Source organism: Pseudomonas guariconensis, assembly GCF_024127895.1.
GTDB lineage: Bacteria > Pseudomonadota > Gammaproteobacteria > Pseudomonadales > Pseudomonadaceae > Aquipseudomonas > Aquipseudomonas guariconensis_B.
The window spans coordinates 165559-190933 of record NZ_JAMYBK010000005.1 but is presented as its reverse complement, the minus strand read 5'-3'; the positions used below and the strand labels follow the sequence as shown (position 1 = coordinate 190933).

21 protein-coding genes, 2 tRNA genes and 1 pseudogene are annotated in these 25375 nt (G+C 64.2%); 7 read left to right on the top strand and 17 right to left on the bottom strand.

Annotated elements, in window-relative coordinates; all coding sequences use genetic code 11:
• Positions 1 to 69: 69 nt before the first annotated feature.
• The gene (locus NJF35_RS08670) at positions 70 to 1206 is read right to left on the bottom strand and encodes a branched-chain amino acid ABC transporter substrate-binding protein (RefSeq protein WP_225788969.1); all 1137 of its coding nucleotides are present in this window, start codon (positions 1204 to 1206) and stop codon (positions 70 to 72) included.
• 516 nt (positions 1207 to 1722) lie between these two features.
• Here NJF35_RS08670 and pncB point away from each other — a divergent pair.
• Together pncB and nadE are read left to right on the top strand one after the other, a co-directional pair.
• The gene (pncB, locus tag NJF35_RS08665; protein WP_225788968.1) at positions 1723 to 2928 is read left to right on the top strand and encodes a nicotinate phosphoribosyltransferase; all 1206 of its coding nucleotides are present in this window, start codon (positions 1723 to 1725) and stop codon (positions 2926 to 2928) included.
• A 3-nt stretch (positions 2929 to 2931) separates the two neighbouring features.
• Entirely contained in the window at positions 2932 to 3759 is an 828-nt protein-coding gene (gene nadE, locus NJF35_RS08660) for an ammonia-dependent NAD(+) synthetase (RefSeq protein ID WP_225788967.1), read from the top strand.
• A gap of 114 nt (positions 3760 to 3873) precedes the next feature.
• On the opposite strand, the gene azu is transcribed toward nadE, so the two are convergent.
• Positions 3874 to 4323: an azurin gene (azu, locus tag NJF35_RS08655; RefSeq protein ID WP_225788966.1), complete on the bottom strand. Its 450-nt coding sequence runs from the start codon at positions 4321 to 4323 to the stop codon at positions 3874 to 3876.
• Between the two features lie 347 nt (positions 4324 to 4670).
• Here azu and NJF35_RS08650 point away from each other — a divergent pair, with 347 nt between their 5' ends.
• Positions 4671 to 5258, top strand: a complete 588-nt coding sequence (locus NJF35_RS08650; RefSeq protein ID WP_225788965.1) for a TIGR00730 family Rossman fold protein — start codon at positions 4671 to 4673, stop codon at positions 5256 to 5258.
• 36 nt (positions 5259 to 5294) lie between these two features.
• Here NJF35_RS08650 and NJF35_RS08645 read toward each other — a convergent pair whose 3' ends face one another.
• The 9 genes from NJF35_RS08645 to NJF35_RS08605 all read right to left on the bottom strand — a co-directional run bounded on the left by NJF35_RS08645 (position 5295) and on the right by NJF35_RS08605 (position 15138).
• Positions 5295 to 7595 carry a YgiQ family radical SAM protein gene (locus tag NJF35_RS08645; protein WP_225788964.1) on the bottom strand — a complete coding sequence of 767 codons (2301 nt, stop codon included), beginning with the start codon at positions 7593 to 7595 and terminating at the stop codon, positions 5295 to 5297.
• Between the two features lie 149 nt (positions 7596 to 7744).
• Positions 7745 to 9142, bottom strand: coding sequence for a replicative DNA helicase (dnaB, locus tag NJF35_RS08640; protein WP_225788963.1), 1398 nt, complete (start codon positions 9140 to 9142; stop codon positions 7745 to 7747).
• Between the two features lie 112 nt (positions 9143 to 9254).
• Positions 9255 to 9701 (bottom strand): 50S ribosomal protein L9, encoded by a 447-nt coding sequence (rplI, locus tag NJF35_RS08635; RefSeq protein WP_225788962.1) that lies wholly within the window; start codon positions 9699 to 9701, stop codon positions 9255 to 9257.
• A 20-nt stretch (positions 9702 to 9721) separates the two neighbouring features.
• Positions 9722 to 10615 carry a hypothetical protein gene (locus tag NJF35_RS08630; RefSeq protein WP_225788961.1) on the bottom strand — a complete coding sequence of 298 codons (894 nt, stop codon included), beginning with the start codon at positions 10613 to 10615 and terminating at the stop codon, positions 9722 to 9724.
• A 33-nt stretch (positions 10616 to 10648) separates the two neighbouring features.
• A complete protein-coding gene (rpsR, locus tag NJF35_RS08625) occupies positions 10649 to 10879 on the bottom strand; it encodes a 30S ribosomal protein S18 (RefSeq protein ID WP_009403887.1) in 231 nt (76 codons plus the stop codon).
• Positions 10880 to 10908: 29 nt separating this feature from the next.
• A complete protein-coding gene (gene rpsF, locus NJF35_RS08620; protein ID WP_225788960.1) occupies positions 10909 to 11334 on the bottom strand; it encodes a 30S ribosomal protein S6 in 426 nt (141 codons plus the stop codon).
• A 242-nt stretch (positions 11335 to 11576) separates the two neighbouring features.
• A complete protein-coding gene (gene rlmB / locus NJF35_RS08615) occupies positions 11577 to 12323 on the bottom strand; it encodes a 23S rRNA (guanosine(2251)-2'-O)-methyltransferase RlmB (protein ID WP_225788959.1) in 747 nt (248 codons plus the stop codon).
• Complete coding sequence (gene rnr, locus NJF35_RS08610) at positions 12320 to 14884, bottom strand: ribonuclease R (RefSeq protein ID WP_225788958.1); 2565 nt, start codon at positions 14882 to 14884, stop codon at positions 12320 to 12322. The genes rlmB and rnr overlap by 4 nt, the downstream gene beginning before the upstream one ends.
• Entirely contained in the window at positions 14884 to 15138 is a 255-nt protein-coding gene (locus NJF35_RS08605) for a hypothetical protein (protein ID WP_225788957.1), read from the bottom strand. Before NJF35_RS08605 ends, rnr begins: the two co-directional genes overlap by 1 nt.
• Before the next feature lie 16 nt (positions 15139 to 15154).
• Here NJF35_RS08605 and NJF35_RS08600 point away from each other — a divergent pair.
• The 4 genes from NJF35_RS08600 (at position 15155) to NJF35_RS08585 (ending at position 18205) form a co-directional block, all read left to right on the top strand.
• Positions 15155 to 15241, top strand: a tRNA-Leu gene (locus NJF35_RS08600).
• Between the two features lie 80 nt (positions 15242 to 15321).
• Positions 15322 to 15408: transfer RNA gene (locus NJF35_RS08595), tRNA-Leu, on the top strand.
• Between the two features lie 218 nt (positions 15409 to 15626).
• Positions 15627 to 16640 (top strand): extracellular solute-binding protein, encoded by a 1014-nt coding sequence (locus NJF35_RS08590; protein WP_225788956.1) that lies wholly within the window; start codon positions 15627 to 15629, stop codon positions 16638 to 16640.
• Positions 16640 to 18205: an ABC transporter permease gene (locus NJF35_RS08585; protein WP_225788955.1), complete on the top strand. Its 1566-nt coding sequence runs from the start codon at positions 16640 to 16642 to the stop codon at positions 18203 to 18205. The genes NJF35_RS08590 and NJF35_RS08585 overlap by 1 nt, the downstream gene beginning before the upstream one ends.
• A gap of 106 nt (positions 18206 to 18311) precedes the next feature.
• Here the strand turns inward: NJF35_RS08585 and NJF35_RS24835 are convergent, their stop codons facing one another.
• The 6 genes and pseudogenes from NJF35_RS24835 to hflK all read right to left on the bottom strand — a co-directional run bounded on the left by NJF35_RS24835 (position 18312) and on the right by hflK (position 25337).
• Positions 18312 to 19016 (bottom strand): methyl-accepting chemotaxis protein, encoded by a 705-nt coding sequence (locus tag NJF35_RS24835; protein WP_410896976.1) that lies wholly within the window; start codon positions 19014 to 19016, stop codon positions 18312 to 18314.
• A 201-nt stretch (positions 19017 to 19217) separates the two neighbouring features.
• Positions 19218 to 19430, bottom strand: a pseudogene (locus NJF35_RS24830) (methyl-accepting chemotaxis protein); the annotation flags it as partial.
• Positions 19431 to 20462: 1032 nt separating this feature from the next.
• A complete protein-coding gene (locus NJF35_RS08575) occupies positions 20463 to 21755 on the bottom strand; it encodes an adenylosuccinate synthase (protein ID WP_225788953.1) in 1293 nt (430 codons plus the stop codon).
• A gap of 56 nt (positions 21756 to 21811) precedes the next feature.
• Positions 21812 to 22999, bottom strand: a complete 1188-nt coding sequence (locus NJF35_RS08570; RefSeq protein ID WP_225788952.1) for an ATP phosphoribosyltransferase regulatory subunit — start codon at positions 22997 to 22999, stop codon at positions 21812 to 21814.
• A 290-nt stretch (positions 23000 to 23289) separates the two neighbouring features.
• Entirely contained in the window at positions 23290 to 24159 is an 870-nt protein-coding gene (gene hflC, locus NJF35_RS08565) for a protease modulator HflC (protein ID WP_225788951.1), read from the bottom strand.
• On the bottom strand, positions 24159 to 25337 hold the full coding sequence (hflK, locus tag NJF35_RS08560) for an FtsH protease activity modulator HflK (protein ID WP_225788950.1): 1179 nt from the start codon (positions 25335 to 25337) through the stop codon (positions 24159 to 24161). Before hflK ends, hflC begins: the two co-directional genes overlap by 1 nt.
• Positions 25338 to 25375 lie beyond the last annotated feature (38 nt).

The following is a 25375-nucleotide window of genomic DNA, read 5'->3' as shown; positions in this document are numbered from 1 at the left end:
CAGATCTACGAGTAGGAACGGGTACCGCAGGGGCAGCGGCCCGGGCACCTGCCCGGGCTTGTGCCTTTGTTATTTTTGTTTTTCCAGTTGGTGGTACTTGCCGTTGGCATCCCACTGGTAGACCACGTAGTCGGAGACGGTCAGGTCGCCCTTGCTATCGAATTTCTTCTCGCCCATGACGGTCTTGACCGAGTTGGCCTTGAGCCACTTGGCGGCATCCTCGCCATTGTTCGACTTGGCGCCGTTGAAGGCTGCGGCCAGCACCTGCAGGGAAGCGTAGGCATACAGGGTGTAGCCCTCAGGCTCGGTGCCGCCCTTGCGGAACTCGTCGACCACCGCCTTGCTGTCTGGCAGCAGGCGTGGGTCGGCGCCGAAGGTCATGTACACACCGTTGGTGTATTGTGGGCCGCCGGCAGTGGCCACCAGTTCGTCGGTGACGATGCCATCGTCGGACATGAACGGAATGTCCTTCAGGCCCTGCTCGCGCAGCTGGCGCACCAGCGGGCCGGCTTCCGGGTGCAGGCCACCGAAGTAGACGACATCGGCACCGGCAGCGCGGATCTTGGTGACCACGGCGCTGAAGTCTTTCTCGCCACGGGTCAGGCCTTCATACAGCACCGGCTTGACGCCGCGTTTCTCCAGCTGGGCCTTGGTCGCGTCGGCAAGGCCCTGGCCGTAGGTGTCCTTGTCGTGCAGCACGACGACCTTCTTGCCCTTGAGCACGTCGACGATGTAGTCGCCGGCGACGATGCCCTGCTGGTCGTCGCGGCCGCACATGCGGAACATCGCCGACAGGCCGCGCTCGGTCACCTGCGGGTTGGTGGAGCCGGGGGTGACGGCGATGATGCCGGCTTCATCGTAGACCTCCGAGGCCGGGATGGTGGACGAGGAACAGAAGTGGCCGATCACCCCGACGACCTTCTCCTGATCGACCAAGCGGTTGGCCACCGCCACGGCCTGCTTCGGCTCACAGGCATCGTCCCCCCTCACCAGGACGATTTTCTCGCCGTTGACCCCACCGGCGGCGTTGATCTTGTCGGCCGCCGCCTGGGCACCTTTCATGTATTGCTCGCCAAACGCTGCGTTGGCCCCGGTCATGGGGCCTGCGACGCCGATCTTGACGTCGGCCTGAACATACGCAGAAACACCCAGTGCCGAAGCTACGGCCAGAGCCAGGAAACCTTTCTTGTAAAACGTCTGCGACATGAGGTGGTGCTCCTAGAGTTTTTTTGATTGGCACTACAACTTCTCAGCCCTGTGCTCCGAGCAAGGGCCGTGCCATTGGTTTTGTCTTGTAGGAAAACGCCAGGGAAAGGCAGGCAAAAGGCGACCGACGGCCTTTTCTTTATTGAGCGTGCAACCGTCTGCCACACAGCAGGCGCCACCCAGCAAGGAGGAAAGGAGCAACCATCGAGTGCCATCATTGCAACCCTGGCAAGTGTTAACGTGCAACCAACCTGTAACAGCCGACGTCACCGAACTGCACACAACTGGTGCGCAACTGCTACAGGCGGCACCGTTTAGAGCCTAGCTGGTGCATGGCGAAACGACCTGGGCTGCGCTGTCGCGCAACGGGTATGTGGGAACGGGCCTGCCCGCGAATGGGCCAGCCCAGCCAGCGCAAAGGGCTCATCTGCACGCTCCACGCAAAAGGCTGGCACAATGGCTGCCAACCCCGCGCTTGCGCCGTTCCAGCGAGCGCCACCGACCTGGAGCCTGCCCATGAGCGTGAGCGCATTCGCCGAGCGCATCGTGCATAACCTGCTCGACACCGACTTCTACAAGCTGACGATGATGCAGGCGGTGCTGCACAACTACCCGGACGCCGACGTGGAATGGGAGTTTCGCTGCCGCAACGGCGAGGACCTGCGCCCTTACCTGGACGAGATCCGCACCCAGGTCGAACGGCTCGGCGAGCTGACCCTGGACGACGGCCAACTGGCCTTTCTCGAACGCATCAGCTTCCTCAAGCCAGACTTCCTGCGCTTTCTCGGCTTGTTCCGCTTCAACCTGCGCTACCTGCACCTGGGGATCGAGAACGACCAGCTGTGCCTGCGCCTGCGCGGCCCCTGGCTGCATGTGATCCTGTTCGAGGTGCCGTTGCTGGCGATCATCAGCGAGGTGCGCAACCGCCACCTGCATCCGCGCATGCGCCTGGCCGAGGCCCGTGACCAGTTGTACCGCAAGTTCGACTGGCTGCGCGCCCACGCCAGCGACGACGAGCTGGCCGAACTGCAAGTCGCCGACTTCGGCACACGCCGGCGCTTCTCCAGCCGGGTCCAGGAGGAGGTGGTGCGGGTCCTGCGCGACGACTTCCCGGCGCGCTTCGTCGGCACCAGCAATGTCGACCTGGCATGGAAACTGGATATCAAGCCACTGGGCACCATGGCTCATGAATGGATCATGGCCCACCAGCAGCTCGGCCCGCGGCTGATCGACAGCCAGATCGCCGCCCTGGACTGCTGGGTCCGCGAGTACCGCGGGCTACTGGGCATCGCCCTGACCGACTGCATCACCATGGATGCGTTCCTGGGCGATTTCGACCTGTACTTCGCCAAGCTGTTCGATGGCCTGCGCCACGACTCGGGCGAGCCGGTGGCCTGGGCCGAGAAGGCCATCGCCCACTACCAGAGACTGGGTATCGACCCCATGACCAAGACACTGGTGTTTTCCGACGGCCTCAACCTCACCCGGTCGCTGGAAATCTTCCGTGCCCTGCGCGGCCGCATCAACGTCAGCTTCGGCATCGGCACCAACCTGACCTGCGATATCCCCGGTGTGGCACCGATGAGCATCGTGCTTAAAATGACCGACTGCAATGGCTCGCCGGTGGCGAAGATCTCCGACGAGGCCGCCAAGACCCAATGCCGCGACGAGAATTTCGTTGCCTACCTGCGTCACGTATTCAAAGTCCCCAGCAAGGAGTAACCCATGCAAGCCGTCCAGCGAGAGATTGCGCAAGCGCTCAAGGTGCAGCCGCCGTTCGCCGACGCCGCGGCGCTCGAGGCCGAAGTCGCCCGGCGCGTGGCCTTCATCAAGGACTGCCTGGCCAATGCCCGGCTCAAGACCCTGGTCCTGGGTATCAGTGGCGGAGTCGACTCGCTGACCGCCGCCCTGCTCGCCCAGCGCGCCGTCAACGAATTGCGCGCCGAGACCGGCGATGACGGCTACCGCTTCATCGCCGTGCGCCTGCCCTACCAGGTGCAGCACGACGAGCACGACGCCCAGGCCTGCCTGGATGTCATCAAGGCCGACGAGGTCCATACCGTCGACATCGCACCGGCAGTGCGCGCCCTGGCGGGAGAGGTGAAGGCCCTGGAAGGCGGTTCGCCGACCTTGGTCGACTTCGTCGTCGGCAACGTCAAGGCGCGCATGCGCATGGTTGCCCAATACAGCATCGCCGGCGCCCGCCAGGGCCTGGTGATCGGCACCGACCATGCCGCCGAGGCGGTGATGGGCTTCTTCACCAAGTTCGGTGACGGAGCCTGCGACCTGGCGCCGCTGAGCGGCCTGGTGAAAAACCAGGTGCGCGCCATCGCCCGTAGCTTCGGCGCACCGGAGTCGCTGGTGGAAAAGGTGCCGACGGCGGACCTGGAAGACCTGGCGCCGGGCAAGCCGGACGAAGCATCCCATGGCGTGACCTACCAGCAGATCGATGCCTTCCTGCATGGCGAGCCGGTCAGCCAGGAGGCGTTCGACATCATCGTCGCCACCTACCGCAAGACCCAGCACAAGCGCGAGCTGCCGTTCGCCCCCTGAAAAGCTTCGCGGGCAAGCCCGCTCCACAGGGTCATCACTGTCCTCGAGACCAGTGGTCAACCTGTGGGAGCGTGCTTGCCCGCGAAGAGGCCAGTAAGCCCTACATGGCTTTACTTACTTGACGATAACCTTGCCCTTCATCATCGAGATATGGCCCGGGAAGGTGCAGAAGAAGCTGTAGTCACCGCCCGCTTCCAGCTTGGAGGTGTCGAACTTCACCTCGGTTTCCTTCTCTGGCGCACCGATCATCGCGGTGTGGGCGATGATCGCGGCGTTGTCTTCCTTCAGGTAGCCCTTGTCGATGCCCTGGGTCATGCCTTCGGTGGCAATGCCCTGCATGTCGGCTGTCTTGCTGATCACCAGGTTGTGGCCCATGACGTTCTTCGGCAGGTTGCCGGAGTGGGTCAGCTTGACGGTGAACTCCTTGCAGCTCTTGTCGACGGTGAATTCCTTGGTGTTGTAAGACATCTGGTCGGTCGAGTCGACAGTCACCGAACACTCGGCTGCGAAGACAGAGGCGCTGGCGAGGGTCAGCAGGGATACCGCTACAGCTTTCGCAAACATCGTGAATCTCCTTGGCAGGGTTTTATCAATTGCGAGACTGCCTGAAACCGCCATGCCCCTTCCTGATGTGCGTCAAGGGGCGTCAAGTGGTCAGCCAGTTGATTTGTTCAATGGATTGTATACAACCAATCTAAGTGCACATCATGCCTTCTTAGCGGACGATGAGACAACCTCTCATTAAGGAGCAATGAACATGTCCCTCGGTAGCTTGATGAACAGTCTGTTGGCCGCCTACGCCCATGGTGCGAGCGGTGCCGTCCACGAATTCTCGCGCCCGGAGTGAAACTGGCCTTGGAAGCGGCAGGCATGCGCCTTACCCTGTTTACGCATGTAACTGGAGATAAGCAATGCCTGTACGTTCCGTTTGTGTCTTCTGCGGTGCCAGCATCGGCGCCAACCCAGCCTATCGCGAGGCGGCCATCGCACTCGGCCAGGCCATCGCCCGCCGTGGCCTGACCCTGGTCTACGGCGGCGGCGCGGTCGGCCTGATGGGCACCGTGGCCGACGCGGCCATGGCCGCTGGTGGCGAGGTCATCGGCATCATCCCGCAGAGCCTGATGAATGCCGAGATCGGCCACACCGGCCTGACCCGCCTGGAGGTGGTCGACGGCATGCATGCCCGCAAGGCGCGCATGGCAGAGCTCAGCGATGCCTTCATCGCCCTGCCCGGTGGCCTGGGCACGCTGGAGGAGCTGTTCGAGGTGTGGACCTGGGGGCAGTTGGGCTATCACGCCAAGCCGCTGGGGCTGCTGGACGTCAATGGCTTCTATGAAAAGCTTGGTGGGTTCCTCGACCATATTGTCGAGGAAGGCTTCGTGCGACCGCAGCACCGGGCGATGCTGTTGCTCGGCAAGCAGCCGGATGAGCTGCTGGACGGGATGGAAGCGTTCGAGGCGCCGGTGTTGCCAAAATGGGTCGACCGCAAGCCTGACTGATACCCGGGGGCTGCTTCGCAGCCCCACATGCCCCCTTCAGCGCGGAATGACTGGCTGGCGCGGCTTCTTCTTGCCCTTGCCGCCCTTGGCCGCTTCCTTGCGCTCCTTGGCAGCCTGCTGGTTGCGGGCGAACGCCTCGGCCTTGGCCTTCTCACGCTTGTCCCACGGCTTGCTGCCATCGCTGGCGCGCGGAGGCAGGCCGGTGTGCTGGGTCAGGATCTTCTGCTCCTTGCCCACCTTGTGGCTACCCGCCGGCGTCGAATTCTTGCGCCGGGCACTCTGGTAGTGGTCGGTCTGCGGCTGGTGCAGCGGGATCAACTGATGCTTGCCAGGCCCGATCAGGTCGGCACGGCCCATGCGCTGCAGGGCCTCGCGCAGCAGCGGCCAGTTCTTCGGATCGTGGTAGCGCAAAAACGCCTTGTGCAACCGGCGCTGCTCCTCGCTCTTGACGATGTCCACCCCTTCGCTCTTGTAGGTGACCTTGCGCAGCGGGTTCTTGCCCGAGTGGTACATGGCCGTGGCCGAGGCCATCGGCGAGGGATAGAACGCCTGCACCTGGTCGGCGCGGAAGCCGTTGTTCTTCAGCCACAGGGCGAGGTTCATCATGTCCTCGTCGGTGGTGCCCGGGTGCGCAGCGATGAAGTACGGGATCAGGTACTGCTCCTTGCCCGCCTCTTTGGAGAACTTCTCGAACATGCGCTTGAAGCGGTCGTAGGTACCGATGCCCGGCTTCATCATCTTGTCCAGCGGGCCACGTTCGGTGTGCTCCGGGGCGATCTTGAGGTAGCCGCCGACGTGGTGGGTCACCAGTTCCTTGACGTACTCCGGCGATTCCACGGCCAGGTCGTAGCGCAGGCCCGAGGCGATCAGGATCTTCTTCACCCCCGGCAAGGCACGAGCCTTGCGGTACAACTCGATCAGCGAACTGTGGTCGGTGTTGAGGTTCTCGCAGATGCCAGGGAACACGCACGACGGCTTGCGGCAGTGCTTCTCGATGTCGTGGCTCTTGCAGGCGATGCGGTACATGTTGGCGGTCGGCCCACCGAGGTCGGAGATGACCCCGGTGAAACCCGGCACCTTGTCGCGCATCTCCTCGATCTCGCGGATGATCGATTCGTGGGAGCGGTTCTGGATGATCCGCCCCTCGTGCTCGGTGATCGAGCAGAAGGTACAGCCACCGAAGCAGCCCCGCATGATGTTCACCGAGAAGCGGATCATCTCGTAGGCCGGGATGCGCTCCTTGCCATACACCGGGTGCGGCACGCGCGCATAGGGCATGTCGAACACGTAGTCCATTTCCTCGGTGCTCATGGGAATGGGCGGAGGATTGAACCAGACGTCCACCTCGCCATGCTTCTGCACCAGGGCACGGGCGTTACCCGGGTTGGTCTCCAGGTGCAGCACGCGGTTGGCATGGGCGTAGAGCACTGGGTCGTTGCGCACCTTCTCGAACGACGGCAGGCGGATCACCGTCTTGTCGCGGGTCATGCGCGGGCTGTCGAGGATCTGCACCACCTTGGCCTCGTTCGGGTCCTCGACCTCGCCCTTGGCCTGCTCGATGGCGCAGGCGTCCATGTCCTGGGTGTTGACGTAGGGGTTGATGATCTTGTCGACCTTGCCAGGGCGATCGATGCGGGTCGAATCGATCTCGTACCAGCCCTGGGGCGTGTCGCGACGGATGAACGCCGTGCCGCGCACGTCGGTGATGCTCTCGATCTTCTCGCCATTGGCCAGGCGCTGGGCCACCTCGACCACCGCGCGTTCGGCGTTGCCGAACAGCAGGATGTCGGCGCTGGCATCGACCAGGATCGAATGACGGACCTTGTCCTGCCAGTAGTCGTAGTGGGCGATGCGGCGCAGGGAGGCCTCGATGCCACCGAGGACGATCGGCACGTGCTTGTAGGCTTCCTTGCAACGCTGGCTGTACACCAGGCTGGCGCGATCGGGCCGCTTGCCGGCCATGCCACCGGGAGTGTAGGCGTCATCGGAGCGGATTTTCTTGTCCGCGGTGTAGCGGTTGATCATCGAGTCCATGTTGCCGGCCGCGACGCCGAAGAACAGGTTCGGCTCGCCGAGCTTCATGAAGTCGTCCTTCGACTGCCAGTTCGGCTGGGCGATGATGCCCACGCGAAAGCCCTGGGCTTCCAGCAGGCGGCCGATGATGGCCATGCCGAAGGAGGGATGGTCGACGTAGGCATCACCGGTCACGATGATGATGTCGCAGGAATCCCAGCCGAGCTGATCCATCTCCTCCCTGCTCATGGGCAGGAACGGCGCTGGTCCGAAGCATTCGGCCCAGTACTTGGGATAGTCGTAGAGTGGCTTGGCTGCTTGCATGTCAGTGACCGGTTCTGGTGTGCAGGGAAATCGCGGGCGCGGAATATAGCACAAATTTTGATCAAATCCGACGACAGGGGTCGGATTCATGAAAGACACAGAACCCTGTGGGGCCGCAGGGCAAGCGCTCCCCAGGGGGCCTTCCGCGGTTATTCGTCGTCGTCGAAGTTGTACATGCCCGGCGCAAGGTTCTCGAAGCGGGTGTACTTGCCGATGAACGCCAGGCGGATGAAGCCGATGGGGCCGTTACGCTGCTTGCCGATGATGATCTCGGCGATGCCCTTGTGCTCGGTCTCCGGGTGATACACCTCGTCACGGTAGACGAACATGATCACGTCGGCGTCCTGCTCGATCGCCCCGGATTCACGCAGGTCGGAGTTCACCGGGCGCTTGTTCGGCCGCTGCTCCAGGGAGCGGTTGAGCTGCGACAGGGCGATCACCGGGCAGTTGAACTCCTTGGCCAGGGCCTTGAGCGAGCGGGAGATCTCGGAGATCTCGTTGGTGCGGTTGTCGCCGCTGGAGCCGGGGATCTGCATCAGCTGCAGGTAGTCGACCATGATCAGGGCGACATCGCCGTGCTCACGCACCAGGCGACGGGTACGGGCGCGCATTTCCGAGGGGCTGATGCCGGCGGTATCGTCGATGAACAGCTTGCGATCGTTGAGCAGGTTGACCGCCGAGGTCAGCCTCGGCCAGTCGTCGTCGTCCAGTTGGCCGGAGCGGACCTTGGTCTGGTCGATCCGCCCCAGCGACGACAACATACGCATGATCAGCGCCTCGCCGGGCATCTCCAGGGAGAACACCAGCACCGCCTTGTCGCTGCGCAGCACGGCGTTCTCCACCAGGTTCATGGCGAAGGTGGTCTTGCCCATCGACGGACGACCGGCAACGATGATCAGGTCGGCCGGCTGCAGGCCGCTGGTCTTCTCGTCCAGGTCGGTGTAGCCGGTGGACAGGCCGGTGATGTCGCTGTCGGAGTTGAACAGCGTGTCGATGCGGTCGATGGCCTTGGTCAGCAGCTCGTTGACGCCCACCGGGCCGCCGGTCTTTGGCCGCGCCTCGGCGATCTGGAAGATCTGCCGCTCGGCATCGTCGAGGATTTCCTCGGCGTTGCGCCCCTGCGGGTTGAAGGCGTTGTCGGCGATGTCGGTGCTGATGCTGATCAACTGGCGCAGCGTGGCCCGCTCGCGGATGATCGCCGCATAGGCCTTGATGTTGGCCACCGACGGGGTGTTCTTGGCCAGCTCGGCGAGGTAGGCCAGGCCACCGACCTGGGACGACAGGCCTTCCTTGTCCAACTGCTCGTGCAGGGTCACCACGTCGAACGGCTGGTTCTGGTCCACCAGCTTGTGGATGGCGCGGAAGATCAGGCGGTGGTCATGCCGATAGAAATCACCGTCCGAGACCTGGTCCAGCACCCGTTCCCAGGCGTTGTTGTCCAGCATCAGGCCACCGAGCACGGCCTGTTCGGCCTCGATGGAATGCGGCGGCACCTTGAGGGCGGCGGTCTGCAGGTCGAGTTGCTCGGGGTTGCTGATCTCGTTCATGTCCACGCGAAAAATCTGGGTGATGAAAAAGACAAAGGGCACGACCTGCATGAAGCAGGACCGTGCCCGATGTTACCGGCTGGCCCACGAGGAGCCAACCGATCGCTGCAGCTTAGGCTGCGACGACAACCACGCGTACGGTGGCTTCGACGTCGCTGTGCAGGTGCACGGCAACGTCGTATTCGCCGACGTTACGGATGGTGCCGTTCGGCAGACGAACTTCAGCCTTGGCCACTTCGACGCCGGAGGCGGTCAGGGCGTCAGCGATGTCGTGGGTGCCGATCGAACCGAACAGCTTGCCTTCGTCACCGGCGGTGGCAGTGATGGTCACTTCCAGCTCGGCCAGTTGGGCAGCGCGGCTTTCAGCCGAAGCCTTACGGTCGGCAGCAGCTTTTTCCAGCTCGGCGCGGCGCTCTTCGAACGCGGCCAGGTTGGCGGCGTTGGCAACGACGGCCTTGCCGAAAGGCAGCAGGAAGTTACGGCCGTAACCACCTTTTACTTTTACTTTGTCGCCCAGGTTGCCCAGGTTGGCGACTTTTTCCAGCAGGATCAGTTCCATTTGGTAAAACCTCTTAACTTTTAACCTTCACCGTTCGCGGAATCGTCACCCTGGTGAGGGGACTTGCGACCGCGAAAATCAATCAGGCTATCGACAATGGCCAAGACCACGAGCAACGGATAGGTCAGCTGCATGAACAGCACCAGCGTCACGTACAACCCCACCAGCCAGAACCTGGCCAGGCGTTTCTGGGCCACCAGCCCATGCAGCAGGGCGATCCCCGCGAACATGAGCGGCACGCTGCACAGCGGCGTCAGCAATGCCAGGGCAGAACCGAAGTTCGGCCCGAACAGCATGCACGCCAGCAGCACCAGTGCCGGCACCAGGGGAATCCGCACCGCTTGAAACTCGCGGCCGAAACCTCCCGGGTTGTACAACGCGGCCTGCCAGTAGCGCCCCAACATCAGGGCCAGCACACTGACCACCTGCAGCAACGCCGCGATCAGGCCGTTGAGCACCGGTACGATGAGGCTCCCGAGGTGTGCCTGCTCCTCCACCGACAACTGCTGGTAGAGACCGCCGAGCATCTGCGGCAGGGCTTTTTCAAGCGCTCGCGCCAGAGCTTCGATCGGTTCGCGGAACACCGAACCCAGGATGACACCGTACAACAGGCCCAAGGCGATGCTGGACAACAGCACCCGGTTCCAGGAATGCCCGGCGCGCAACAGCGCAGCCAGCCCCAGCGTCCCCAGCAGCACCATCAAGGTGCGCGGCTCGCCGAAGATCCACCAGGCCAATGCCGGCAGGATGCCCCAGACGATCACCGAGGAAGCGTCCTTGAAACCGCGCCGCAGGAACACCAGGCTCCCGGCAGCGGCACTCAACCAGAACAACAGCGGCAATGCCGCACAACCGGCCACCACGATGGAGGCCTGCACGCGACCGCGCATGATGAAATCAGCCAACGCTCGCATGCTTATCCCTTGCTACTTGTCGACGACCCGGTCTCAGCGGCCGTGGCTGTCGGTGTAGGGCAGCAGGGCCAGGAAGCGGGCGCGCTTGATAGCGGTAGCCAGCTGACGCTGATAACGAGCTTTGGTACCGGTGATACGGCTTGGAACGATTTTGCCGGTTTCGGATACGTAAGCTTTCAGGGTGTTGAGATCTTTGTAGTCGATCTCTTTCACGTCTTCGGCAGTGAAGCGGCAGAATTTACGACGACGGAAGAAACGTGCCATGTAATAGGCTCCTCAAAAAGGTCCGTGGATTACTCGTCAGCGTTATCGCTGTTGTCGCTGTCGTTGCTGTCGTCGCCTTCGGCGCCATCAGCAGCTTCAGGACGCTCACGACGCTCACGGCGCTCGCTGCGGTTCTCTTCGGCCTTCAGCATCTCGGACGGGCCGGTGATGGCTTCGTCGCGACGGATGATCAGGTTACGGATCACGGCATCGTTGTAGCGGAAGTTGTCTTCCAGCTCGGCCAGGGCCTTGCCGGTGCACTCGACGTTCAGCATCACGTAGTGAGCCTTGTGAACGTTGTTGATGGCGTAGGCCAGCTGACGACGGCCCCAGTCTTCCAGGCGGTGGATCTTGCCGCCGTCTTCTTCGATCAGCTTGGTGTAACGCTCGACCATGCCGCCGACTTGCTCGCTCTGGTCAGGGTGGACCAGGAAGATGATTTCGTAATGACGCATGAATGCTCCTTACGGGTTAGTAGTCTGCCAGCGATCTGGTCAGACAAGGAGTGAATGACACTGTATGTCTTGCCTTGGAAAGAAGGCACATGCGCGCCTGCCTGCACGGCAAGGGGCGCAATTGTAGAGAAGGCGGGGCGGACAAGCAAGGCGCCGGAAGCTTCAAGTTACAAGCGGCAAGCGGCACGTTGAAAGCAGATCCACCACGGTTCTGCTTTCTCCTGCCGCTTGGCGCCCGCAGCTCAAGGCTGCTGGCGGCGCTGCCTGACAGCCTCGAACAGGCACACCCCGGTGGCCACCGAGACGTTCAGGCTGCTGACGCTGCCGGCCATCGGCAGCTTGACCAAAAAGTCGCAGTGCTCGCGGGTCAGCCGGCGCATGCCCTTGCCTTCGGCGCCCATGACCATGACCAGCGGCCCGGTCAGGTCCTGCTGGTACAGCTCCTGCTCAGCCTCGCCGGCGGTGCCGACCACCCACAGGCCGCGCTGCTGGAGCTTCTCCAGGGTGCGGGCGAGGTTGGTCACGGCCACCAGCGGGATCACCTCGGCGGCGCCGCAGGCGACCTTGCGCACCACGCCAGTGAGGGTCGCCGACTTGTCCTTGGGGATCACCACCGCCGTGGCGCCGGCGGCATCGGCCGTGCGCAGGCAGGCGCCGAGGTTGTGCGGGTCGGTGACCCCATCGAGCACCAGGATCAGCGGCGGCTGCTCGGTGCGCTCGAGCAGTTCGTCGAGCATGGCCTCGGCCCAGACTTGGCTGGGGCTGACCTCGGCGACCACGCCCTGATGCACGCCTTCGACCCAGGCATCGAGCTCGCGCCGCTCGGCCTGGCCGACCGGCACGCGGTACTCCGCCGCCAGCGCCAGCAAGGCCTGGATGCGTGGCTCGCTACGCCCCTCGGACAACCAGATCTGCTTGACCCGCTTGGGATGATGCTGCAGCAACGCCTGTACGGCGTGCACGCCGTAGATCTTTTCCAGCTGGCTCATGACTTGTTCTTGCCTTTACGTGGCGCGCCGGACTTCGACGGCCCCTTGCGATGCTTGGTCTTGCCGGAGGCCTTGGCGCCCTTCTCGGCCTTGGCGCCAGCCTGGCCGTGGCGGGCCTCGCTCATCAGCGCCTTCTTCATTTCGCGGCTCTTGCGCACTTCGGCGTTACGCTGCACGGCATCCTTGGGGAAGTACGCCTCGGCGGACTCGCGCTTGCCGCTGCGCGGCTTGGGTGTGGCCTTGGGCTCAGGCGCCGGCTCTGCCGCAGGCTCGGGCGAAGGGCTGCGCGACTTGCGCCCGACCGGTGCGGTGGCTGCCTTCTCCGACAGTTCGAAGTCGATCTTGCGCTCGTCCAGGTCGACCCGCATGACCTTGACCTCGATCGTGTCGCCCAAGCGGAAACTGCGCCCGCTGCGCTCGCCGGACAAGCGATGGTGCACCGGGTCGAAGTGGTAGTAGTCACCCGGCAAGGCGCTGACATGCACCAGGCCTTCGACGTAGATGTCGGTCAGCTCGACGAACAGGCCGAAACCGGTCACCGCGGTGATCACGCCCGGGAAGGTCTCGCCGACGCGGTCGCGCATGTACTCGCACTTGAGCCAGTTGACCACGTCGCGGGTGGCTTCGTCGGCACGCCGTTCGGTCATCGAGCACTGTTCGCCCATCTGCTCCAGGGCATGCTCGTCGTACGGGTAGATGCGCGCCTTGGGGATGCTCATGGCGCCGGCACGCTTGACGTGCGGGGTGTCGACCCGCGAGCGGATCACGCTGCGGATGGCGCGGTGCACCAGCAGGTCCGGATAGCGGCGAATCGGCGAGGTGAAGTGGGTGTAGGCCTCGTAGTTCAGGCCGAAGTGGCCATTGTTCTCGACGCTGTACACCGCCTGGCTGAGCGAGCGCAGCATGACGGTCTGGATCAGGTGGAAGTCCGGGCGCTCGGCGATGCTCGCCAGCAGCGCTTGGTAGTCCTTCGGCGACGGTTCCTTGCCCTTGTGCAACGACAGGCCCAGTTCGCCAAGGAAGGCGCGCAGTTTTTCCAGGCGCTCCGGCGGCGGGCCGTCATGCACCCGGTACAGGGCCGGCACGCCGTGCTTCTGCAGGAACTCGGCGGTGGCCACGTTGGCCGCCAGCATGCATTCCTCGATCAGCTTGTGGGCATCGTTGCGCACGGTCGGGCAGATTTCCGCGATCTTGCGCTCTTCGCCGAAGATGATGCGGGTTTCCTGGGTCTCGAAGTCGATCGCACCCCGGGTATGACGGGCCGCCACCAGCGCCTTGTACAAGGCGTAGAGGTGCTTGAGGTCTGGCAGCACCGCGCTGTACTCCTCGCGCAGCGCCTTGCCCTCGCGGGTGCGGGCGTGCTCGAGCATGCTGCTGACCTTGTTGTAGGTCAGCCGGGCATGGGAGTGGATCACCGCCTCGTAGAACTGGTAGTCGACCATCTGGCCGGCCTTGTTGATGGTCATCTCGCAGACCATGGCCAGGCGATCGACGTGCGGGTTCAGCGAGCACAGGCCGTTGGACAGCTCCTCCGGCAGCATCGGCACCACCCGCTCGGGGAAGTACACCGAGTTGCCGCGCTGCTGCGCCTCGGTGTCCAGGGCCGAGCCCAGGCGTACATAGCTGGACACGTCGGCGATCGCCACGTACAGGCGCCAGCCGCCCGAGAACAGGCGCAGCTTGCCCAGTGGCTCGCAGTAGACGGCGTCGTCGAAGTCGCGGGCGTCCTCGCCATCGATGGTGACGAACGGCAGGTGGCGCAGGTCGATGCGCTTTTCCTTGTCCTTCTCTTCGACTTCGGAGCGGAACTTGCGCGCTTCCTTGATCACCTCCTTGGGCCAGACATGCGGGATGTCGTAGCTGCGCAGGGCGACATCGATCTCCATGCCCGGCGCCATGTAGTTGCCGATCACCTCGACCACGTCGCCCTGGGGCTGGAAGCGCGGGGTTGGCCAGTGGGTGATCTTGATCTCGACGAACTGGCCGATCTTGGCGCCACCGTTGCGCCCGGCGGTGACCAGCACTTCCTGCTGGATCTTCGGGTTGTCGGGGGTGACGTAGCCGATGCCGCCTTCCTCGAAGTAGCGGCCGACCACGCTCTCGTGGGCACGGGAGATGACCTCCACCAGCACACCTTCGCGGCGGCCACGGCGGTCGACGCCGGAAACCCGGGCCAGGGCGCGGTCGCCGTCGAACACCAGGCGCATCTGCGCCGGGCTGAGGAACAGGTCGTCGCTGCCATCATCGGGGATGAGGAAACCAAAACCGTCGCGGTGGCCGGAGATGCGGCCGCAGATCAGGTCCAGCTTGTCCACCGGGGCATAGGTGCCGCGCCGGGTGTAGATCAGCTGGCCATCGCGCTCCATCGCCCGCAGGCGACGGCGCAGGGCTTCGATCTGGTCTTCCTCGTAGAGGCCGAACTCCGCCGCCAGCTGCTCGCGCGCAGCCGGTTCGCCGCGGTCGGCAAGGTGTTGCAGGATCAGCTCACGGCTGGGGATGGGATTCTCGTATTTTTCCGCTTCACGGGCGGCCTCGGGGTCGAGGGATTGCCAATCGGCCATCAGGAGGGGTTCACCTTGGTATATATAGAGAAGAAGTTTGGCATAGGCGTATTGAAACCGGAAATGTCAGCCTTGGACAGCCCCGTCGGAGTCCCGGGGGTCGGTAGAAGGCCTGCGGAATCAACAAGTTGAATTTTTTGAAATTTTTTTCGATCCGGGGCTTTACAGCCCACCGGGGCATCCGTATAGTGCGCACCACGACGACGGACACCCCCGACGTTGTAGTTGAGAGAAGCGATGTTGTAAAGCATCATGTGATCTCGACGATGTGCCCAGGTGGCGGAATTGGTAGACGCGCTGGTTTCAGGTATCAGTGGCTTAACGGCCGTGGAAGTTCGAGTCTTCTCCTGGGCACCAAAATTTTCGAGCGATAGATAACAGGTTTGTCTGTCACTCAGCAAGTGATGCATCTTGCACGCTGTAGACGTAAAAGATTTGCCCAGGTGGCGGAATTGGTAGACGCGCTGGTTTCAGGTATCAGTGGCTTAACGGCCGTGGAAGTTCGAGTCTTCTCCTGGGCACCATATAAAAACCCACTAGCTTGCTAGTGGGTTTTTTCTTGCCCGCGATTTAATCAGCCACATGAAAAAGATCGTCCAGACCACGGGGCGATCTCCTAGTGGCCCCGCAGTCCATCTCATTCGATAGTCTGCTCATGAATTTTCCCTCACACGGCCACTTGAGAAACGATTTCGTTTACCATTGTTTCCAAATATGTAGCCGTAAGCGAGGAAGTACCCGCATGACGATCCGCCCGCAACCGCTGATGCGCATCCTGGCCGCCGCTGTCCTGGGCCTGGCGATCGGCGCTCCGGCCGCCTTGGCAGACGAACCGGTCACCCTGACCCTATACAACGGCCAGCACAAGGAAATCGGCGAAGCCATCGCCAAGGCCTACGAGGCCAAGACCGGCATCCACATCAATATCCGCAAGGGCAGCAGCAACCAGCTGGCCAGCCAGATCATCGAGGAAGGTGATCGCTCGCCAGCCGATGTCATCTATACCGAGGAATCGCCGCCGCTGAACAACCTGGGCGAGCTGGGCCTGCTGGCGAAGATCGACGATGCCACCCTGGACATGCTGCCCAAGGAGTACGTCGCCGCCAACGGTACCTGGATGGGCGTCACCGCCCGCACCCGCGTGGTCGTCTTCAACCCCAAGAAGATCGATGAAAAGGACCTGCCGCAATCGGTCATGGACTTCGCCAACCCCGAATGGGACGGCCGGGTCGGTTTCGTGCCGACCAGCGGCGCGTTCCAGGAGCAGGCCGTGGCCATCCTCAAACTGCACGGGCGTGACGCAGCCGAGGACTGGCTCACCGGCCTGAAGGCCTTCGGCAAGACCTACACCAACAACATGGTCGCGCTGAAAGCCGTGGAAAAGGGTGAAGTCGATGCTGTGCTGGTGAACAACTACTATTGGTATGCCCTCAAGCGCGAACGCGGGCAACTGGACTCCAGGCTCTATTACCTGGCCGACGGCGACGCTGGCGGCCTGGTGACCATTTCCGGCGCCGCCGCGGTCAAGGCCAGCAAGCACCCGAAAGAGGCCCAGGCCCTGCTCAACTGGATGGCCAGCGAAGAAGGCCAACGGGTGATCACCCAGACCACCGCCGAATACCCGCTGCACAAAGGCATGGTCTCCGACCAGGGCCTGAAGCCGTTCGAGGAACTGCGCCCGCCGAAGATCACTCCCGCCGACCTGGGCAATGCCGAGGAAGCCCTGGAGCTCGAGCGCGAGGTCGGCCTGCTCTGATGACTGCCGCCCTGCCCCAGCCGGCCTTGGCGCGTTTCGTGCCACGCCGCAAGCGCCCCTCGATCTGGGTGGTGCTGCCTGTCCTGTTCCTGGTGGCGATGAGCTTGCTGCCGCTGCTGTACGTCGCCCTCAAGGCCTGGCAGGCCGGCTGGCACGAAGCCCTGCGCCTGCTCTGGCGCCCTTTCGTCTGGGGCTTGCTGCGCAACACCCTGATGCTGATGGTCGGGGTCACGCTGGCCTGCATGGTGGTCGGCCTGGCCCTGGCCTGGCTGCTGGAACGCAGCGACCTGCCCGGCCGGCGCCTGTGGGGTGTGGTGCTGTGCCTGCCGTTCGCCGTGCCGGCGTTCGTCAGTAGCTTCACCTGGGTCTCGCTGAGCTCCGACTTCGAGGGCCTGGGCGGGGCGATCCTGGTCATGGCATTGTCCAAGTACCCGCTGGTGTTCCTGCCGGTGGCGGCGACCCTGCGCAACCTCGACACCTCCCTGGAGGAGTCGGCGCGCACCCTGGGCTGCGGGCGCTGGGGCGTCTTCCTCAAGGTCACCCTGCCGCTGCTGTGGCCCTCGATCCTCGGCGGCGCACTGCTGATCGCCCTGCACATGCTGGTGGAGTTCGGCGCCCTGTCGATCCTCGGCCTGCAGACCTTCACCACGGCGATCTACCAGCAGTTCGAGCTGGAATTCAGCAACGCCAACGCCGCCATGCTCTCGGCGGTGCTGCTGGCGCTGTGCCTGGCGATGCTCTGGCTGGAGCTGCGGGTACGCGGCAAGGCCCGCCACGTGCGCATTGGCCAGGGCGTGGCGCGCCGTGCCCAACCGCTGCGCCTGCGGGGCTGGATGCCATTGGCGCAGGCGTTCTGCCTGGGCTTGGCGGTGCTGGGTAGCGGCATCCCCCTGGCCATGCTCGGCTACTGGCTGAGCGTCGGTTCCTCGGCCGCCTTCCCGGTCGCGGAAATCGGCAAGGCGCTGCTCACGTCGCTGTCGGTATCCCTCGGTGGCGCAGGCTTCTGCGTGCTGCTGGCGCTGCCGGTCAGCTTCCTGGTGGTGCGCTACAAGGGGCGACTGGCACTCTGGGCCGAGCGCCTGCCGTACCTGCTGCATGCCCTGCCGGGCCTGGTGATCGCCCTGACCCTGGTGTTCTTCGCCCTGCACTATGTGCCGGTGCTGTACCAGACCACCGCGCTGTTGCTGCTGGCCTATGCCCTGTTGTTCCTGCCATTGGCCCAGGCGCCGGTGCGCACGGCGCTGAACAAGGCCTCGCCGACGCTGGAGGAAGCCGCGCGCACCCTCGGTGCCAGCAGCTTTGGTGCCTTCTGCCGGGTGACCTTGCCGATCATCTTCCCGGCCCTGGCCGCCGCCTTCGCCCTGGTGTTCCTCGATGCCATGAAGGAGCTGACCGCCACCCTGCTGCTCAGCCCCACGGGCATGACGACCCTGGCCACCGAAGTGTGGGCGCATACGGCCAATGTCGAGTTCGCCGCGGCAGCGCCCTATGCGGCGCTGTTGATCGTGGTGTCGGGACTGCCGGTGTACCTGCTGACCACACGGATGTACCTGAACAAGGCGTAGGCCTCTTCGCGGACAAGCCCGTTCCCACGGGGGCCGAACCGATCATGGATGATGCGGTTTTCGGTCGAGCGACATTGGGGCTGCTTTGCAGCCCCGCCTTCGGTCCTCAGGCGCGGAACTGCCCCAGGCTGGCCCGCAACTGTGCCGCCAGGTCATCCAGTACCTTGCTGCTGGCCGTCGTCTGCATCACCACCTCGGCCGAGCGTTCGGCCTGGGCATGGATATTCTCCACCCGCCCGCGCACCGCCTGGGCGCCATGGGCCTGCTGCTCGGCGGCCCGGGTGGCCAGGCCGATGGCCGCATGCACCTGCTCCACCGCGGCCTGCACCGATTGCTGGCGACGCTCGTTCTCGCGCAGTACCAGCAAGCCCTCGCTGGCCTGGCGCCCCGCCTGACTGATGGTCGCCACAGCCTCCTTCGCCCCTTGCTGCAGCGCAGCGATATGCGCCTGGATATCCCCGGTGGAGCTTTGTGTCTTGCTCGCCAGGGCCCGCACCTCGTCGGCCACCACGGCGAAACCACGACCGGTCTCGCCAGCCCGGGCCGCCTCGATGGCCGCATTGAGCGCCAGCAGGTTGGTCTGCTCGGCAATACCGTGGATCACCGTCAGCACCACCTCGATCTGCTCGCTCTGCCTGGCCAGCCGCTCGATCACCTCGGAGCCGGTCTCTACCTGCCCGGCGAGGTTCTCGATCAACCCTGCCAACTGGGTCGAGGCGCGGCTGTTGTCATCGGTGGCCTGGCGGATGTCGACCACCTGCTGCAACGCGGCCTGCATGGCCTGGCTCTCGGCCTGGGCCTCGTCAGCCATGCTCGACAGATCGCGCAGGCTGGCCGCGACCTCGTCACGCTGCAACGCGGCGGCGGCATCGGCACCGGCATTGCGCTGGGCCATGGCACCGATTTCCACGCCGGTGCGCTGGGCCACCTCACCGGCCTCACGGACGATGGGCTGCAGCTTGTCGACGAAACGGTTGACCGCCGAGGCCATGTCGCCGATCTCGTCACGGCTGTCGAGGGGCACGCGCCGGGTCAGGTCTCCATCGCCAGCGGCCAGGTCATCGAGGGCCGCGATCAGCAGGCGCAGCTTGCTGACCACTCGCCGCCCCAGGACCACCGCCACCACCAGCAGCACACCCAGGCCCACCAGCACCAACCCCAGGCCGATGCGCCAGCGCAGTTCGGCGGCGGCATCGCGGACGGTCTGCGCGGTGTTGGCCTGCATGGCCGTGGCGCTGTTCTGTGCGGTCTCCAGGCGTGCGCGCAAGGCCTTGCCGCTGTCGGCAGCCGCCGCTACCAGGCTGTCGCCCACCAATTGCTCGCCGCTGGCGATCAAGGCGGTGAAACGCTGGTCCAGGGCCTTGAGTTCCTGCTCGACACCGGCGGTGGACACCCCCATCAGCACCTTGCCGATCTCGGCACCATTGGGGTTGATCGAGGCCTCGACGTAATAGACGGATGGATCCTTGCGCGCGGCATCCAGCACCTTGTCCAATGCCCGCTCGCCCTGGCCCTTCTCGATCAGCGCCTGGTTGATCGGGTTCTGCCGGTTGAGGTAGCGCGTCAGGTGCTGGCCCTGGGCGTCGTCGTAAATGACGAACAGTACGTTGGGATTGCGCTGGGCACGACGGGCGAAGTCCGAGAGCATTGGCACGTCATTGTCCCAGATGGCCCGGGGTGCGACCGAGGCGAGCAATTCGGCCATGTCGTTGGCCGAGTCCTTCAGGTTCTTCTCCAGGGTGGCGCGCAGTTGCTGCTGCTCGCTCTCCAGGCGCGACGACAACCCGGCGCTCAGGCGCTGGCGGGTGCTGGCGGAAAGGCTGTCGAGGCCTGAACGCACGTCCTGGCCAGCCTGCTCCAGCTCCGTGGCGAGCTTGCGGCTGTCGTTGCCCAGACGCTCCCCCAGGTCGGCTTCCAGGGCCGTGACCGTGCTCCGGGTCAGTGCAACGGCAACCAGCACCTGCACCAGAAGAGCGATACCGAGCGCAACAAACACAGGCCGCAGGAGGCGGCTTCGTAACAGTGAAAGGATGGCAGACACGTTGTAACCCTCGTGTTTCTGGCGCCACTATTTTGATGGCAACTACAGACATTTCTTACAGCAAGGGTTGTGCCGCAGGCAGCAGGCATAAACGCCAAATGCACTGACTGTGTTTGTCAGGGTCGGCTTTTTTGCGTAGCAAGACTTTCGGGGACTATGAAAAACGCCGCGCCCCTTGCGGGAACGCGGCGTTCGATCAGCTTGCGAGGCAGCGGATCAGGCGAACGGGTGACGCAGGACGATGGTCTCGTTGCGGTCCGGGCCGGTGGAGATGATGTCGATCGGCGCGCCGACCAGCTCTTCGATGCGCTTGATGTAGGCGCGAGCGTTAGCAGGCAGTTCTTCCAGGGTCTTGGCGCCCACGGTCGACTCGCTCCAGCCTGGCATCTCTTCGTACACCGGCTTCAGGCCGATGTAGCTGTCGGCGTCGGTCGGGGCGTCGATGACCGCACCGTTTTCATCCTCGTAGCCCACGCAGATGCTGATGGTTTCCAGGCCGTCCAGGACGTCCAGCTTGGTCAGGCACAGGCCGGAGATGCTGTTGACGTCGATGGCGCGGCGCAGGATGACGGCATCGAACCAGCCGCAGCGACGGGCACGGCCGGTGGTGGAACCGAACTCATGGCCGCGCTTGGCCAGGGTGGCACCGGTCTCGTCGAACAGTTCGGTCGGGAACGGGCCCGAACCCACACGAGTGGTGTAAGCCTTGGTGATGCCGAGGATGTAGTCCAGGTACATCGGGCCAACGCCGGAGCCGGTGGAGATACCGCCGGCGGTGGTGTTGGAGCTGGTGACATACGGGTAGGTGCCGTGGTCGATATCCAGCAGCGAGCCCTGGGCGCCTTCGAACATGATGTCCTTGCCGGCACGACGCAGGTTGTGCAGCTCGGCGGTGACGTCGAGCATCAGCGGCTTGAGCTGCTCGGCGTAGGCCATGCACTCGTCCAGGGTCTGCTGGAAGTCGATGGCCGGTTCCTTGTAGTAGTTCACCAGCTGGAAGTTGTGGTAATCCAGCAGCTCGCCGAGCTTGGCGGCGAAACGCTCGCGGTGGAACAGGTCGCCCACGCGCAGGCCACGACGGGCCACCTTGTCTTCGTAGGCTGGGCCGATGCCACGGCCGGTGGTGCCGATCTTGGCTTCGCCACGGGCCTTCTCGCGGGCCTGGTCGAGGGCCACGTGGTAGGACAGGATCAACGGGGCAGCCGGGCTGATACGCAGGCGCTCGCGCACCGGTACGCCCTTCTCTTCCAGCTTGGTGATTTCACGCATCAGGGCATCCGGGGCAACGACCACGCCGTTGCCGATCAGGCACTGCACGCCTTCACGCAGGATGCCGGAGGGGATCAGGTGCAGCACGGTCTTCTCACCATTGATCACCAGGGTGTGACCTGCGTTGTGGCCGCCCTGGTAACGCACGACGGCGGCAGCATGTTCGGTCAGCAGATCGACGATCTTGCCTTTGCCCTCATCACCCCACTGGGTGCCCAGGACGACGACATTCTTACCCATAACACTTGTCCTCATTCACGCAAACTTGGTTGCCGGCCTGCTGCCGGCGAAGAATCTCAATGGGTCAGCGGCAGTACCTGCCAGCGCCCGTCCTGCTGAATCAATTGACGATCACAATCCGCCTCGAAGGCAGCACTCAGCGGCTGGCCAGGCAGGGCCTGGACCACACGCTGGCCCTCGTTGCGCAACTGGCAGACCATCTGCCAGAGGGCCGTGTCGCCGCTGTCGGGCATCCAGATCCCGCCAGAGGGCAGCACGACCTCCGCTCGCCCCAGTGTGACCAGGGTCTTCAAATCCGTGGAGAAACCAGTGGCCGGGCGCGCCCGGCCGAAGTCGGCGCCGATGTCGTCATAGCGCCCACCCTGGGCGATCGACTGGCCGACGCCCGGGACGAACACGGCGAACACCACGCCGGTGTGGTAGTGGTAGCCGCGCAGCTCGCCCAGGTCGAAGTACAGCGGCAGGTCCGGGTAGCGCGTGGCCAGGCGATCGGCGATCGCCAGCAGATCGTCCAGAGCCGCCAGCACGCTGGCCGGTGCCCGGCCCAGGCGCACGCGGGCCTCGGCCAGCACTTCGCGGCCGCCGCACAGTTCGCTCAGCGCGCGCAGCATGTTGCCCAGGTCCGCCGGCAGGTCAGCGGTCAATGCATGCACTTCGTCGCTGGCCTTGCGCTGCAGGGCGTCGAACAGCTGCTGCTCGACCGCACCGGAGAGGCCGGCGGCACGGGCCAGGCCGCGGTAGATACCGACGTGGCCCAGGTCCATGTGCACGTCCGGCACATCGGCCAGTTGCAGCATGGCCAGCATCAGGCTGATCACTTCGACGTCGCTGGTGGGGCTGGCATCGCCGTACAGCTCGGCACCCAGCTGGATCGGGCTGCGCGAGGTGGACAGGGCACGCGGCTGGGCATGCAGGACGCTACCGGCATAGCACAGGCGGCTCGGGCCTTCGCGGCGCAGGGTGTGGGCATCGATGCGCGCCACCTGGGGGGTGAAGTCGGCACGAAAGCCCATCAGGCGACCGGACTGCGGGTCGACCACCTTGAAGGTCCGCAGGTCCAGGTCCTGGCCGGCACCGGTGAGCAGCGATTCCAGGTACTCGATATGCGGGGTGACGACCAGTTCGTAACCCCAACTCTGGAACAGGTCCAACACCTGGCGGCGCGCGATCTCGATGCGCGCAGCCTCAGGTGGCAGTACTTCCTCGATGCCATCTGGCAGCAGCCAGCGGTCTACCGTTGCCATTACGCCATTTCCCCTCTGGTCCGGGCGGCTTGCCTGCAGGCGAGCCGTCAGTGAAGCAGGCATTGGCGCACAGCAGCGGGCAGCACCGATCCCAGCGCTACCACCGTACCCAATACCCTCGAATTGCCTTGCGACCTGACCCAACCGTCAACTGGCCGTTTGCCAATCAACCTTGCAGACGCAAAAAAGCCGGGAAATTTCCCGGCTGCCTCATCATACACCCCTTTTCATTCAGGATGCACCCCGACTGGTGTTTTAGCTGCCAGGCGGGGCGCTCCCGAATCAGAGCATCAGGGTTTGCTCTTGTCCAGGAAGCGGAAGAACTCGTTCTTCGGATCCAGGACCAGTACATCGCTCTTGCTGGCGAAGCTCTCGCGGTACGCCTGCAGGCTACGGTAGAACGCATAGAACTCGGCGTCCTGGGTGTAGGCCTTGGCATAGATGGCGGCCGCCTGGGCGTCGCCGTCACCACGGGTCTCCTCGGCCTCGCGATAGGCCTCGGCCAGCAGCACCCGGCGCTGACGGTCGGCATCGGCGCGAATACCTTCGGCCAACTCGTTACCCTTGGCGCGGTGCTCGCGGGCTTCCCGTTCACGCTCGGTGCTCATCCGGTCGAACACGCTGCGGTTGACTTCCTTCGGCAGGTCGATGGCCTTGACGCGCACGTCGATGACCTCGATGCCCAGCTCCTTGCTGGCCATGCGGTTCAGCGAAGCGGTGATGTCGGCCATCAGCGCGTCACGCTCACCGGAGACCACCTCGTGCAGGGTACGCTTACCGAACTGGTCACGCAGGCCGCTTTCCAGACGACGGGACAGACGCTCGTCGGCGATCTGCTTGAGGCCCGAGGTCGCGGTATAGAAGCGCTCGGCGTCCTGGACGCGCCACTTGGCGTAGGCATCGACCATCACCGCTTTCTTCTCCAGGGTCAGGAAGCGCTGGGTCGGGGCATCCAGGGTCATCAGGCGGGCGTCGAACTTGCGCACCTGGTTGACGTATGGAATCTTCACATGCAGGCCCGGCTGGACATCCGCCTGGACCACACGGCCGAACTGCAGCAATACCGCACGTTCGGTCTGGGCCACGATGTAGAAGCTGTTCCAGGCCACGATCGCCAGCACCACGGCGGCGATCAGGACGATCAGCGATTTATTGCTCATCAGCGGCTCTCCCTAGAACGCAGCGACTGTTGTTGCTGTTGCATGTCCTGCGCTGCGCGCACGGCCGCATCGTTGACCGACGCCGGTACGCTGCCACCCGACGCGGCAGAGCTGCTGCGGCTGCCCTCGACCATCTTGTCCAGCGGCAGGTAGAGCAGGTTGTTCTGCCCATCCTTGGTCGCCACCAGGACCTTGCTCGAATTGCTGTAGACCTCCTGCATGGTCTCCAGGTACAGACGCTGACGGGTAACGTCGGGCGCCTTGCGGTACTCGGCGACCAGCTTGGTGAAGCGGTCGGCCTCACCCTTGGCGCGGGCGATCACTTCGTCGCGGTAGCCGTTGGCATCCTCGATGATGCGCTGGGCCTGGCCTCGGGCTTCCGGCACCACGCCGTTGGCATAGGACTCGGCCTGGTTGCGCGCACGCTGCTCGTCCTCACGGGCACGGATCACGTCGTCGAAGGCTTCCTGCACCTCACGCGGGGCTGCCGCGCTCTGTACGTTGACCTGGGTGACGGTGATACCGGTGCGGTAGTTGTCGAGGAAGCGCTGCAGGCGCTCGCGGATGTCCACGGCCATCTGCTCACGACCCTCGGTCAGCACCTGGTCCATGGAGGTGGAGCCCACCACGTGGCGCAGGGCGCTGTCGGTCGCATGCTGCAGGCTGACCTCCGGCTGGTCGACGTTGAGCACGAAGTCCTGCAGGTTGGTGATCTTGTACTGCACGGTCAGCGGCACCTCGACGATGTTCTCGTCCTCGGTGAGCATCTGCCCCTGCTTGGTGTAGGCCCGCTCGCGGGTCACGTTCTCCAGGTACTTGCGATCGATCGGCGGGAAGTAGATGTTCAGGCCCGGGCCAACCGTCTCGTAGTACTTGCCGAAGCGCAGCACCACGGCCTGCTCCTGCTCGTCCACCACGTACACGGCGTTGTACAGCCAGATCGCAGCCAGCACCGCCAGGCCAATGCCCAGCAAGCCGAAGCCGCCACCCTTGCCGATGTTCCTGTCACCACCACCGCGTTTCTTGCCGCTGCCGAACATGCCGTTCAGGCTGTCCTGCAGCTTGCGGAAGGCCTCGTCGAGATCCGGTGGACCTTTCTTGTCGCCACCACCACCGCCACGGCGGCCGCCCCAGGGATCCTGATTGTTCGAGTTGCCACCCGGCTCGTTCCAAGCCATAGCGCTCTCCATCTGATAAAGCAAAGACGCGCCCACGG